This window comes from Limnospira fusiformis SAG 85.79 (assembly GCF_012516315.1).
GTDB lineage: Bacteria > Cyanobacteriota > Cyanobacteriia > Cyanobacteriales > Microcoleaceae > Limnospira > Limnospira fusiformis.
Genome location: NZ_CP051185.1, coordinates 4,753,662 through 4,767,404, shown reverse-complemented (window position 1 = coordinate 4,767,404; position 13,743 = coordinate 4,753,662). Strand labels below are relative to the sequence as shown.

Genomic DNA, 13,743 nt, shown 5'->3' with positions numbered 1-13,743 from the left:
TAATTAATAATTAATAATTAATAATTAATAATTAATCCTGCCCCGTTGATTAATTTCTGGAAAGGCAATGGGCAATGGGCGATCGCCTCGCCCATCACTTGGACGCGCGTCCCTAATTGCTAGAGGACAAAATAATTAATAATTAATAATTAATAATTAATAATTAATCCTGCCCCGTTGATTAATTTCTGGAAAGGCAATGGGCAATGGGCGATCGCCTCGCCCATCACTTGGACGCGCGTCCCTAATTGCTAGAGGACAAAATAATTAATAATTAATAATTAATAATTAATAATTAATCCTGCCCCGTTGATTAATTTCTGGAAAGGCAATGGGCAATGGGCGATCGCCTCGCCCATCACTTGGACGCGCGTCCCTAATTGCTAGAGGACAAAATAATTAATAATTAATAATTAATAATTAATAATTAATCCTGCCCCGTTGATTAATTTCTGGAAAGGCAATGGGCAATGGGCGATCGCCTCGCCCATCACTTGGACGCGCGTCCCTAATTGCTAGAGGACAAAATAATTAATAATTAATAATTAATAATTAATAATTAATCCTGCCCCGTTGATTAATTTCTGGAAAGGCAATGGGCAATGGGCGATCGCCTCGCCCATCACTTGGACGCGCGTCCCTAATTGCTAGAGGACAAAATAATTAATAATTAATAATTAATAATTAATAATTAATCCTGCCCCGTTGATTAATTTCTGGAAAGGCAATGGGCAATGGGCGATCGCCTCGCCCATCACTTGGACGCGCGTCCCTAATTGCTAGAGGACAAAATAATTAATAATTAATAATTAATAATTAATAATTAATGCTGCCCCGTTGATTAATTTCTGGAAAGGCAATGGGCAATGGGCGATCGCCTCGCCCATCACTTGGACGCGCGTCCCTAATTGCTAGAGGACAAAATAATTAATAATTAATAATTAATAATTAATCCTGCCCCGTTGATTAATTTCTGGAAAGGCAATGGGCAATGGGCGATCGCCTCGCCCATCACTTGGACGCGCGTCCCTAATTGCTAGAGGACAAAATAATTAATAATTAATAATTAATAATTAATAATTAATGCTGCCCCGTTGATTAATTTCTGGAAAGGCAATGGGCAATGGGCGATCGCCTCGCCCATCACTTGGACGCGCGTCCCTAATTGCTAGAGGACAAAATAATTAATAATTAATAATTAATAATTAATAATTAATGCTGCCCCGTTGATTAATTTCTGGAAAGGCAATGGGCAATGGGCGATCGCCTCGCCCATCACTTGGACGCGCGTCCCTAATTGCTAGAGGACAAAATAATTAATAATTAATAATTAATAATTAATAATTAATGCTGCCCCGTTGATTAATTTCTGGAAAGGCAATGGGCAATGGGCGATCGCCTTCTGGGGTCGTCGGCAGAAATACTCCGTCGAGGCGAAAGGCTAGTTGTTTCACTTCCACAGAGGTGAATTGATAGCGATCGCTTTCTTCCGGTGGACGGTTCAGCAGCTCAAAAAAACTGCGGGGGTACTGTTGGAAAATTCGGTAGAATATACTATCTGTTTTCACAGGGGATAATCCCTCGATAATTGGCGTTCCACTGCCTTGATTTGCCCTAGTCTCCTTGGCAGTTGGGCTTTGATTATAGCCTACTCCTTAACCTGGCAGCACCTCTCATAAATGCCTCTCTCGGTGCGATCGCTCTATCACCCGTGGCGACCTTCAGGACAGCTACCCATAAGACAATCATCATGTTTTCTCTGTGATTGTATGTATAAGGTGTCAGGCTCCGACTGCTAACACCTTGCCCCTTTCCCCTCAGCATCAGCAGCCGATATCTACCTTAAAAAGAACCGCCATCACCTATCAGAATTAATGGCGACCAATAAAAGGGATGTATGCCTTCTTGGGCGAAGGTTAATTTCGCCTGCCGTAAGGCTTCGGCTTTCGTCATTCCCTGCTTGACATTCTCATAAAATTCTGTCATAATTAAGAGGGTTGTATTATCCTCCGCATTCCAGAGGCTGGCTATCACGGCATCGGCTCCCGCCCGTTCAAATAAGTAGGCGATCGCTACTAATCCGCCGCCCTCTGATTCGGTTTCCATCCCGGTTGGAAAACCACCACTTAAAACTACCAAGTTGGTTTGGTTTAATCCTAACAATCCTATATCCGCAATATTGAAGGTTTCTCCATGGGCAAATAATATCTGATTTGCCCCTAAACCTAGCCCCGGACATCCGTTGGCTTGAAAGCAGATTGGGTTGGCTAAATGGAGGATATTAAACCGGGGAGAATCGTTCTGAAAACGGTCGCGGGTCGCTTCTTCCCTCACCCAATATTCCCCTGAGAAAATTTCCGTAACTTGGCGGGCTTCCTGTTCCGCTCCGGGGGTATCAAAGGGGCTGGGTTGGGGGTTGCCAAAGGCTAAAACACGGGGGGATGAGGTGGTGTTGCTGCGAACTTGGCGACGGGCGGAAATCCTCGTTAGGTAGTGGATGGGGTACTTTTCAATTAGGTGTTGGTTCCTTTGATTATCATACAGCGTTTCAAAGGGGATATAACGCAGTTTTCCGGTGGCAATAATCGCGAGTTTTTCGGGAGAATGGGCGGCAATATCTGCCTCTATCGGACGAATTAGATAATCATACAGGAGTTCTTGATTTCTATCGAAATTTTCGGAGTTGTGGTTTTCGAGTTGGGCGCGATATTCGGTGAGGATGCCATCAAATTCGCTGGGGTTAATCGGGGTTTTTTTCACGATCGCTTTTTGGTCGCGGCTGACCATAAACAGGGCGATCGCATCGGGAACTTCGCTGATATTTGTTAACAAAATCGGTTGAATAACTAGGGTTCCGGGGGCGATATTTTCCCGGAGATTTTCCAGGTCTTGCGGGGTGGTTTCAAAGAGTTCCGCAACTTCGGGATATTGGCGGGCGATATCCTCGGCGATTTGGCTATTTCCGGCTTGTAATTCGTTGATTTGTTGGGATAGTTCCGGTGTCCAGTTGTCGTCAACTTGGGCGTAAAGTAATTTTAGGCGTTCATGGTTTTCATTCCATTGGTCAATCAGTTTCTGGGCGGGTGAATTAATAACTTGGGCATCGATAAGGTGGCTATAGTCCGCGAGGTCGAAGGTGGTGGCGAGGTGATGCCATTTAAAGGCTTGGTCGGGTCGGTTTTCGTCGATGAGAAGATCCACCAGAGCCACGGATATCGCTCGGTTATTTTGTAGGAATTGTTGGCGGTTTTCCTGTGCTAACCCGGCTCGTATTTCTAGGGTGATTTGGAGGGCTTTTTCCAAGTTGTCGATCGCTTTCTGGGGTTCACCAATATCACGGTAAACTAAACCGATATTATACAGGGTAGCCGCTTCCCTGGCGCGATCGCTCACTTCCCGCCTAATGGGTAATGCTTGCTGTAAGTATGTTAAGGCTTCCTGGGGTTTACCGATATCGCCGTAAACTGCACCGATATTATGGAGAGTAGTGGCTTCCGTAGCGCGATCGCTCACTTCCCGCGTGATAGATAATGCTTGCTGGAAGTATATTAACCCTTCCTGGGGTAGACCGATATCGCGGTAAACTTCACCGATATTACTGAGGGTAGCCGCTTCCCTGGCGCGATCGCTTATTTCCCGCGTGATAGATAATGCTTGCTGGAAGTATGTTAACCCTTCCCGGGGTTGACCGATATCGCGGTAAACTGCACCGATATTAGTGAGAGTAGCCGCTTCCCCGGCGCGATCGCTCACTTCCCGCCTAATTGGTAATGCTTGCAGGTAGTATGTTAAGGCTTCCTGGGGTTGACCGATAGCGTGGTAAACTGCACCGATATTAGTGAGAGTCGCCGCTTCCCCACGGATATCGCTCACTTCCCGCCTAATGGGTAATGCTTGCTGGAAGTATGTTAAGGCTTCCTGGAGTTGACCGATAGCGTGGTAAACTGCACCGATATTATTGAGGGTAGTGGCTTGCTGTCTGCGATCGCTTATTTCCCGCGTGATAAATAATGCTTGTTGGAAGTATGTTAACGCTTCCTGGGGTTGACCGATATCGTGGTAAAGTCCACCGATACTATTGAGAGTCGCCGCTTCCCCGGTGCGATCGCTTATTTCCCGCATAATGGGTAATGCTTGCTGGAAGTATGTTAACCCTTGCTGAGGTTGACCGATATGATGATAGTTGAAACCCAGACCAAAGTAGGCGAATGCTTCCCCTTCTCGACTGGCAATTGTTTGGGCAATAGCTAAGGCTTGTTTAAAGGTTTCTATGGCTTGTAAAGGTTGCCCTTGCCGACTTTTCTGAAATCCCAAATCCAGCCGTTTTTGCAACTCTTCCGCCTCCGTCTCCGAGGTTTGGGCATAACTCGGCTGTGTCAGAATTGGGAATATCGCCGGAGTCGCGACTAGCATTGTTACTGCCAATAAACCACCCATCATTAATCTTTTCATAGCACCACCTAATCTAAGTTTATTCAGGTTAATTTACCAGTTGATATGGGGTGGCAATCCCCTTCTCCCCCCTGGGGAAATTATAGCATAGTTCCTAGCACCTTATCAAGCACCTCTCCCCCAATAATATGGGTTTGGTCGGTCGTCAATGTACTGCCCTCAGCCGCAGATATCCACCTTAAAAGGAACTGCCATCACCTATCAGAATTAAATGGGACCAATAAAATGGATGTATCCCTTCTTTGCTGAAGGCTAATTTTGCCTGCCGTAATGCCTCAACTTTGGTCATTCCCTGGTTGACATTCTCATAAAAATCTGTCATAATTAAGAGGGTTTTATTATCCTCCGCATTCCAGAGGCTGGCTATCACGGCATCGGCTCCCGCCCGTTCAAATAAGTAGGCAACGGCTGCAAATTCCCGCCCGTCTGATTCGGCTTCCATGGCGGTTTGACAAGCACTTAAAACCACCAAATTAGTTTGGTTTAATCCCAACAAGGCGGCATCAGCAATATTGAATTTTTCATTATTAGCAAATAAGATGTTATTCGCCTCTAAGTTTAGGCGGGGACATCCTTGCTTTTGAAAGCAGCCATGGGTCGCTAAATGCAGGACATTAAACCGGGCAGAATCGTTATAAAAACGGTCGCGGGTGGCTTGTTCCCGCAGCCAATATTCCCCTGATAAAATTTCCGTCACTTGGCGGGCTTCCTGTTCCGCTCCGGGAAGTTCTTGGGAGGTGGGTGTGGGGTTGCCAAAGGCTAAAACCTGGGTGGAGGTTCGGGGGTTATTGGGGATATTGCGGGTGGCGGAAATGCGGGTGAGGTAGTGGATGGGGTATTTTTCAATGAGGTATTGTTCGCTCTGATTATCATAGAGGGTTTCAAAGGGAATATAACGCAGTTTTCCGGTGGCAATAATGGCGATTTGGTCGGGAGAATAGGCAGCAATATCCGCCTCGACGGGACGAATGAGATAATCATACAGTAGTTCTTGATTGCGATCGTAGTCCTCGCGGTTGTGGTTTTCGAGTTGGGCGCGATATTCGGTGAGGATGGCATCAAATTCGGTGGGGTTAATGGGAATGGTGCGGACGAGGGTGGCTTGGTCGCGGCTGACTACAAAAATGCCGATTTTATCCTCGACGTTAGTAATATTAGTTAACAAAACGGGTTGAATAACCAGGGTTCCGGGAGCGATATTGGCTTGGAGAGTTTCGATATCTTGGGGGGTGGTTTCAAAGAGTTCTGAAACTTCGGGATATTGGCGGGAGATATTCTCGGCGAGTTGGCTATTTTCGGCTTGTAATTGGTTGATTTGTTGGGATAGTTCCGGTGTCCAGTTGTCGTCAACTTGGGAGTAAAGGAATTGTAGGCGTTGATGGTTTTGATTCCACTGGTCAATCATTTTCTGGGCTTCTGGATTACTAACTTTTGCCTCGATAAGGCGGGTATAGTCGGCGAGGTCGAAGGTGGTGGCGAGGTTATACCATTTAAAGGCTTGGTCGGCTTGGTTTTGGTCAATGAGAAGATCCACAAGGGCGACGGGTGTTCCTCGGTTACTTTCTAGGAATGATTCGCGGTTTTCCTGTTGCAAACCTGCACGCATTTCTAGGGTAATTTGTACGGATTTTTCCAAGGTTTCGATGGCGGTCTGGGGTTGACCGATATCGCGGTAAACTGCACCGATATTACTGAGAGTCCCGGCTTCACCGGCGCGATCGCTCACTTCCCGCAATATGGGTAATGCTTGCTGGTAGTATGTTAAGGCTTCCTGGGGTTTACCGATATCGCTGTAAACTCCACCGATATTATTGAGGGTAGTGGCTTCCCCGGCGCGATCGCTCACTTCCCGCCTAATGGGTAATGCTTGCTGGTAGTATGTTAAGGCTTCCTGGGGTTGACCGATATTGCTGTAAACTCCACCGATATTATTGAGGGTAGTGGCTTCCATGGCGCGATCGCTCACTTCCCGCGTGATAGATAATGCTTGCAGGTAGTATGTTAAGGCTTCCTGGGGTTTACCGATATCGCGGTAAACTGCACCGATATTATTGAGGGTAGCCGCTTCACCGGCGCGATCGCTCACTTCCCGCCTAATGGGTAATGCTTGCTGGTAGTATGTTAAGGCTTCCTGGGGTTTACCGATAGCGCTGTAAACTACACCGATACTATTGAGGGTAGCTGCTTCCGTGGCGCGATCGCTCACTTCCCGCCTAATGGGTAATGCTTGCTGTAAGTATGTTAAGGCTGCCTGGGGTTGACCTATTTCGCGGTGAACTACACCGATATTATGAAGAGTAGCCGCTTCCCCGGCGCGATCGCTCACTTCCCGGCTAATGGGTAATGCTTGCTGGTAGTATGTTAAGGCTTCCTGGGGTTTACCGATAGCGCGGTAAACTTCACCGATATTAGTGAGAGTCCTGGCTTCCCCGGCGCGATCGCTCACTTCCCGCAATATGGGTAATGCTTGCTGGAAGTATGTTAAGGCTGCCTGGGGTTGACCGATAGCGCCGTAAACTCCACCGATATTATTGAGGGTAGTGGCTTCCGTGGCGCGATCACTAACTTCCCGCGTGATAGATAATGCTTGCTGTAAGTATGTTAACGCTTCCTGGGGTTTACCTATTTGGCGGTAAACTCCAGCGATACTATTGAGGGTATTGGCTTCCCCGGCGCGATCGCTAACTTCCCGCCTAATGGGTAATGCTTGCTGCAAGTATGTTAACGCTTCCTGGGGTTTACCGATAGCGTGGTAAACTGCACCGATATTAGTGAGAGTCGCCGCTTCCCCACGGATATCGCTCACTTCCCGCCTAATGGGTAATGCTTTCTGGTAGTATGTTAAGGCTTCCAGGGGTTGACCGATATCGCCGTAAACTGCACCGATATTATGGAGAGTAGCTGCTTCCCCGGCGCGATCGCTAACTTCCCGCCTAATGGGTAATGCTTGCTGCAAGTATGTTAAGGCTTCCAGGGGTTGACCGATAGCGTGGTAAACTCCAGCGATACTATTGAGGGTATTGGCTTCCCCGGCGCGATCGCTCACTTCCCGGCTAATGGGTAATGCTTGCAGGTAGTATGTTAAGGCTTCCTGGGGTTTACCGATATCGCCGTAAACTGCACCGATATTATTGAGAGTAGCTGCCTCACCGGCGCGATCGCTAACTTCCCGCCTAATGGGTAATGCTTGCTGGAAGTATGTTAAGGCTTCCTGGGGTTGACCGATAGCGTGGTAAACTGCACCGATATTATTGAGAGTAGTGGCTTCCATGGCGCGATCGCTAACTTCCCGCAATATGGGTAATGCTTGCAGGTAGTATGTTAAGGCTTGCTGGGGTTGACCAATAGCGCTGTAAACTGCACCGATATTATTGAGAGTAGTGGCTTCCCCGGCGCGATCGCTCACTTCCCGCCTAATTGGTAATGCTTGCTGGTAGTATGTTAAGGCTTCCAGGGGTTGACCGATAGCGTGGTAAACTCCACCGATATTATTGAGGGTATTGGCTTCCCCGGCGCGATCGCTCACTTCCCGGAATATGGGTAATGCTTGCTGTAAGTATGTTAAGGCTTCCAGGGGTTTGCCGATATGATAATAGTTGAAACCCAGACCAAGATTTGCGAATGCTTCGTCTTCTCGACCTTGGATACTTTGGGCAATAGCTAGGGCTTGTTTAAGTGTTTCTATGGCTTGTAAAGGTTGCCTTTGCTGAGTTTGCTGGCTTCCCAAATTAATCAGTTGTTGCAGTTGTGCCGCCTGAGTCTGGGAGGTTTGGGCATAACTGCGCTGTGTCAGAATTGGGAATATGGCGGGAGTCGCCACTAGCATTGTTACTCCTAATAGAGAACCAATCATTAATCTTTTCATTGCACCACCTACTATTAATGGGAAATCGATGTTGGGTTTCGCGGCGTTACACCCCACCGACGGGAAGTTAGTTGGGTTTCGCGGCGTTACACCCCACTATCATTTCAAGTTTCATCCAGAGATGAAATTATGGAATTATGGGCTAACCACTCGGCTAAAGATTGCTGAGTTTTCTGGTCAGTTGACAAGCGTTCCATTATAGTGACAACCTCTGTCTCTGGAACGTTAAGCAAATATCCATTGACCAATAAAAATGTTGCCATTACTGCAAAAGCAGTCCGTTTGTTTCCATCAATAAATGGATGATTTTTAGTCAAACTGTAGCCATAAGCAGCAGCCAGATCGAATAAGTTACATTGACTGTAAGCAAATAAATGTTGGGGTCTTGCTAAACTCGCAGAAAGCAAATTTTCATCCCTAATCCCCAAACAACCACCATGCTGCTGAATTTGATCTTGATGAATGAATCTAACAATTTCTTCGGATATCCATAATGGTTGGTTCACTTTGCTAATTCCCGCAACGCATTCTTGTACTTATCAGCGATCGCCTTATAAGCCGCGATCGCACGACTCGAATCTGCCTGATTATTGGCAGTATCATTATCTGGAATTATTGGTTTTTTGCGGTCATTTATAAAGCGTAAAAATGTCAGAACATCTGGCAAAACATCATCGGGTAGTTCTCTGGCTAGGTCAATAATTTCTTGACGGATATCGGAATTCATGATGATCTCCTCTTGTCTATTTAGTCTACTTGAGTGGACTTTTGCTATCAGCCTTCAAATTCATTTCAAGGCGGGTCTAAAATTAGTCGCTCAGTCCGAACCGCTCTGGCGGTTGCTATATAATCCTAGAAAGTGTTAGTTGGGTTTCACTGCGTTACACCCAACCTACGGGAAGCGGCGTTACACCCCACCGACGGGAAGTTAGTTGGGTTTCACTGCGTTACACCCAACCTACGGGAAGCCGCTTTACCATTTTCACTGTCAGCTATTCCCGCTTCGACCACCTGCCTGACATAAATCGAATACATCAGGTCATCCCAAGTCGAATTATCGGGAAGTTCATCAATCAGGCGTTTGGCTTCTTGTTTAATATTGGTATTTTCCATGATTCATTCCTCAATGAGGTTCAGTTAAAATTATCATCCCAGTTCCCATAACTATTCGGAAGGCGATCGCAATTGCGCCGTGATAATTAACTCGGCATTCTGGGGGTCAAATTCTATGGCAGTCACCACATAACGACTATAAATTATGTTCCTCATCCCCCTCGGAACACCGGGTTTATCATCTACTGCGATAACGGCTTCTGGTGCGATCGCCAAAAGGCCTTTATCCGCATCTTCCCAAACTAATCCATCCACCCGCACCCGGAAGCGTCGGGGGTTTCCGAGAATGTTCTCTTCGTCGTCACCGTTGCCGCGAAGCACTATCCGACCGTCGGAAGTCGGCCACCAAATATCCCCCCCAAGTCGCACGCGGGAAACATTGGCGATCGCTTCTTGAGCGCGACTCTCACCTCGTGTTACAATGAGATATTGTGGCTTAATTTCAACCAGTTGACCGGAGCGTTGACCGCCATTAACCAGAATCACCGTCGCCGAGGTGGGGAGGGAAATCGGAATCGGTCGATTTTGTGCTTGGTTTTGGGCTACCAGCACGGGGAGTGCGATCGCTGGTTGAATGTCACCGGTGGCGATCGTCAGACCAGCTAGGGATAGGCAAATCATCAGTTGAGGAGTTTTCATCGTAGGTGTCCGTTCAAATCTAATCTCATATTAATATCTTCAAGCTGACTCCGCTATTTTTCGGAAACTTCCCGACCCTCAGCCGCAGATATCCACCTTAAAAGGAACTGCCATCACCTATCAGAATTAAATGCGACCAATAAAATGGATGTACCGCTTCTTGGGCGAAGGCTAATTTTGCCTGCCGTAATGCCTCAACTTTGGTCATTCCCTGGTTGACATTCTCATAAAATTGTGTCATAATTAAGAGGGTTTTATTATCCTCGGCATTCCAGAGGCTGGCTATCACGGCATCGGCTCCCGCCCGTTCAAATAAGTAGGCAACCGCTGCAAATTCCCGCCCGTCTGATTCGGCTTCCATGGCGGTTTGACAAGCACTTAAAACCACCAAATTAGTTTGGTTTAATCCCAACAATGCCGCATCAGCAATATTGAATTTTTCACCATTAGCAAATAAGATGTTATTTGCCTCTAAGTTTAGGCGGGGACATCCTGGCTTTTGAAAGCAGCCATGGGTCGCCAAATGCAGGACATTAAACCGGGCAGAATCGTTATAAAAACGGTCGCGGGTGGCTTGTTCCCGCAGCCAATATTCCCCTGATAAAATTTCGGTAACTTGGCGGGCTTCCTGTTCGGCTCCCGGAAGTTCTTGGGAGGTGGGTGTGGGGTTGCCAAAGGCTAAAACCTGGGTGGAGGTTCGGGGGTTATTGGGAATATTGCGGGTGGCGGAAATGCGGGTGAGGTAGTGGATGGGGTATTTTTCAATGAGGTATTGTTCGCTCTGATTATCATAGAGGGTTTCAAAGGGGATATAACGCAGTTTTCCGGTGGCAATAATGGCGATTTGGTCGGGAGAATAGGCAGCAATATCCGCCTCGACGGGACGAATGAGATAATCATACAGTAGTTCTTGATTGCGATCGTAGTCCTCGCGGTTGTGGTTTTCGAGTTGGGCGCGATATTCGGTGAGTATGGCATCAAATTCGCTGGGGTTAATGGGAATGGTACGGACGAGGGTGGCTTGGTCGCGGCTGACTACAAAAATGCCGATTTTATTCTCGACGTTCCGAATATTAGTTAACAAAACGGGTTGAATAACCAGGGTTCCCGGAGCGATATTGGCTTGGAGAGTTTCGATATCTTGGGGGGTGGTTTCAAAGAGTTCGGAAACTTCGGGATATTGGCGGGAGATATCCTCGGCGAGTTGGCTATTTTCGGCTTGTAATTGGTTGATTTGTTGAGGTAGTTCTGGTGTCCAGTTGTCGTCAACTTGGGAGTAAAGGAATTGTAGGCGTTGATGGTTTTGATTCCACTGGTCAATCATTTTCTGGGCTTCTGGATTACTAACTTTTGCCTCGAGCAGGCGGGTATAGTCGGCGAGGTCGAAGGTGGTGGCGAGGTTATACCATTTAAAGGCTTGGTCGGGTTGGTTTTGGTCAATGAGAAGATCCACAAGGGCGACGGGTGTTCCTCGGTTACTTTCTAGGAATGATTCGCGGTTTTCCTGTTGCAAACCTGCACGCATTTCTAGGGTAATTTGTACGGATTTTTCCAAGTTTTCGATGGCGGTCTGGGGTTGACCGATAGCGCGGTAAACTGCACCAATGTTACTGAGAGTAACTGCTTCCCCACGGAGATAATTTACTTCCCGCATAATGGGTAATGCTTGCTGGTAGTATGTTAAGGCTTCCTGGGGTTGACCTATTTGGCTGTAAACTGCACCGATACTATTGAGGGTATTGGCTTCACCGGCGCGAGCGCTCACTTCCCGGCTAATGGCTAATGCTTGCTGGAGGTATGTTAACGCTTCCTGGGGTTTACCTATTTCGCGGTAAACTGCACCGATATTATTGAGAGTATTGGCTTCCGTAGCGCGAGCGCTCACTTCCCGGCTAATGGGTAATGCTTGCTGGTAGTATGTTAAGGCTTCCTGGGGTTTACCGATAGCGCGGTAAACTCCACCGATATTATTGAGAGTAGTCGCTTCCCCGGCGCGATCGCTCACTTCCCGCCATATTGGTAATGCTTGCTGGTAGTATGTTAAGGCTTCCTGGGGTTTACCGATACCGTGGTAAACTGCACCGATATTATTGAGGGTATTGGCTTCCCCGGCGCGATCGCTCACTTCCCGCCTAATAGATAATGCTTGCAGGTAGTATGTTAAGGCTTCCTGGGGTTGACCGATATCGTGGTAAACTCCACCGATACTATTGAGGGTATTGGCTTCCCCGGCGCGATCGCTAACTTCCCGCCTAATGGGTAATGCTTGCAGGTAGTATGTTAAGGCTTTCAGGGGTTGACCGATAGCGCTGTAAACTTCACCGATATTACTCAGAGTAACTGCTTCCCCGGCGCGATCGCGCACTTCCCGCATAATGGCTAATGCTTGCTGCAAGTATGTTAAGGCTTCCTGGGGTTGACCGATACCGTGGTAAACCCCACCGATATTATTGAGAGTAGTGGCTTCTCCCCTGCGATCGCTCACTTCCCGCGTCATAGATAATGCTTGCAGGTAGTATGTTAAGGCTTCTTGGGGTTTACCGATATCGTGGTAAACCCCACCGATATTATTGAGAGTAGTGGCTTCTCCCCTGCGATCGCTCACTTCCCGGCTAATGGGTAATGCTTGCAGGTAGTATGTTAAGGCTTCCTGGGGTTTACCGATAGTGCGGTAAACTTCACCGATATTATTGAGAGTAGTGGCTTCCCCGGCGCGATCGCTCACTTCCCGCCTAATGGGTAATGCTTGCAGGTAGTATGTTAAGGCTTCCTGGGGTTTACCGATAGCGTGGTAAACTCCACCGATACTATTGAGGGTATTGGCTTCCCCGGCGCGATCGCTAACTTCCCGCCTAATGGGTAATGCTTGCTGCAAGTATGTTAACGCTTGCTGGGGTTTACCGATAGCGCCGTAAACTGCACCGATATTATTGAGGGTAGTGGCTTGCTGTCTGCGATCGCTTATTTCCCGCGTGATAAATAATGCTTGTTGGAAGTATGTTAACGCTTCCTGGGGTTTACCGATATCGTGGTAAAGTCCACCGATACTATTGAGAGTCGCCGCTTCCCCGGTGCGATCGCTCACTTCCCGCAATATGGGTAATGCTTGCTGGTAGTATGTTAAGGCTTCCTGCGGTTGACCCATATCGCTGTAAACTGCACCGATATTATTGAGAGTAGTGGCTTCCCCGGTGCGATCGCGCACTTCCCGCATAATGGGTAATGCTTGCTGTAAGTATGTTAAGGCTTCCAGGGGTTTGCCGATATGATAATAGTTGAAACCCAGAAGAAGATTTGCGAATGCTTCGTCTTCTCGACCTTGGATACTTTGGGCAATAGCTAGGGCTTGTTTAAGTGTTTCTATGGCTTGTAAAGGTTGCCCTTGCTGAGTTTGCTGAAATCCCAAATCAATCAGTTGTTGCAGTTGTGCCGCCTGAGTCTGGGAGGTTTGGGCATAACTGCGCTGTGTCAGAATTGGGAATATGGCGGGAGTCGCCACTAGCATTGTTACTCCTAATAGAGAACCAATCATTAATCTTTTCATTGCACCACCTACTATTAATGGGAAATCGATGTTGGGTTTCGCGGCGTTACACCCCACCGACGGAAAGCTGCGTTTTTCAGAGTCGGCGACATACCAAATAAAAGCGTGAGTATCCAGCAGTAACCGCATC

The 13,743-nt window shown here is 47.5% G+C and carries 7 protein-coding genes and 1 pseudogene; all 8 read right to left on the bottom strand.

The features are described from left to right. Positions 1-1,376: 1,376 nt before the first annotated feature. Positions 1,377-1,568 (bottom strand): annotated as a pseudogene (locus HFV01_RS22530) (DUF2887 domain-containing protein); the annotation flags it as partial. Between the two features lie 274 nt (positions 1,569-1,842). Beyond that, the gene (locus HFV01_RS22525) at positions 1,843-4,452 is read right to left on the bottom strand and encodes a CHAT domain-containing protein (RefSeq protein ID WP_318285882.1); all 2,610 of its coding nucleotides are present in this window, start codon (positions 4,450-4,452) and stop codon (positions 1,843-1,845) included. Positions 4,453-4,630: 178 nt separating this feature from the next. Continuing rightward, positions 4,631-8,317, bottom strand: a complete 3,687-nt coding sequence (locus HFV01_RS22520) for a CHAT domain-containing protein (RefSeq protein ID WP_318285881.1) — start codon at positions 8,315-8,317, stop codon at positions 4,631-4,633. A 104-nt stretch (positions 8,318-8,421) separates the two neighbouring features. Continuing rightward, positions 8,422-8,823, bottom strand: a complete 402-nt coding sequence (locus tag HFV01_RS22515) for a type II toxin-antitoxin system death-on-curing family toxin (RefSeq protein WP_006621448.1) — start codon at positions 8,821-8,823, stop codon at positions 8,422-8,424. Continuing rightward, positions 8,820-9,044 carry a hypothetical protein gene (locus HFV01_RS22510; protein WP_193520403.1) on the bottom strand — a complete coding sequence of 75 codons (225 nt, stop codon included), beginning with the start codon at positions 9,042-9,044 and terminating at the stop codon, positions 8,820-8,822. Before HFV01_RS22510 ends, HFV01_RS22515 begins: the two co-directional genes overlap by 4 nt. A 212-nt stretch (positions 9,045-9,256) precedes the next feature. Beyond that, complete coding sequence (locus tag HFV01_RS22505) at positions 9,257-9,430, bottom strand: hypothetical protein (RefSeq protein WP_193520402.1); 174 nt, start codon at positions 9,428-9,430, stop codon at positions 9,257-9,259. A gap of 51 nt (positions 9,431-9,481) precedes the next feature. Continuing rightward, positions 9,482-10,069, bottom strand: a complete 588-nt coding sequence (locus HFV01_RS22500) for a hypothetical protein (RefSeq protein ID WP_193520401.1) — start codon at positions 10,067-10,069, stop codon at positions 9,482-9,484. 97 nt (positions 10,070-10,166) lie between these two features. Then, positions 10,167-13,613 (bottom strand): CHAT domain-containing protein, encoded by a 3,447-nt coding sequence (locus HFV01_RS22495; RefSeq protein ID WP_318286299.1) that lies wholly within the window; start codon positions 13,611-13,613, stop codon positions 10,167-10,169. Positions 13,614-13,743 lie beyond the last annotated feature (130 nt).

What these genes read in the sequence shown, in the direction of transcription:
- HFV01_RS22525 (WP_318285882.1), bottom strand. Translation starts at nt 4,452, where the DNA reads ATGAAAAGATTAATGATGGGTGGTTTATTGGCAGTAACAATGCTAGTC.
- HFV01_RS22520 (WP_318285881.1), bottom strand. Translation starts at nt 8,317, where the DNA reads ATGAAAAGATTAATGATTGGTTCTCTATTAGGAGTAACAATGCTAGTG.
- HFV01_RS22510 (WP_193520403.1), bottom strand. Translation starts at nt 9,044, where the DNA reads ATGAATTCCGATATCCGTCAAGAAATTATTGACCTAGCCAGAGAACTA.
- HFV01_RS22505 (WP_193520402.1), bottom strand. Translation starts at nt 9,430, where the DNA reads ATGGAAAATACCAATATTAAACAAGAAGCCAAACGCCTGATTGATGAA.
- HFV01_RS22500 (WP_193520401.1), bottom strand. Translation starts at nt 10,069, where the DNA reads ATGAAAACTCCTCAACTGATGATTTGCCTATCCCTAGCTGGTCTGACG.
- HFV01_RS22495 (WP_318286299.1), bottom strand. Translation starts at nt 13,613, where the DNA reads ATGAAAAGATTAATGATTGGTTCTCTATTAGGAGTAACAATGCTAGTG.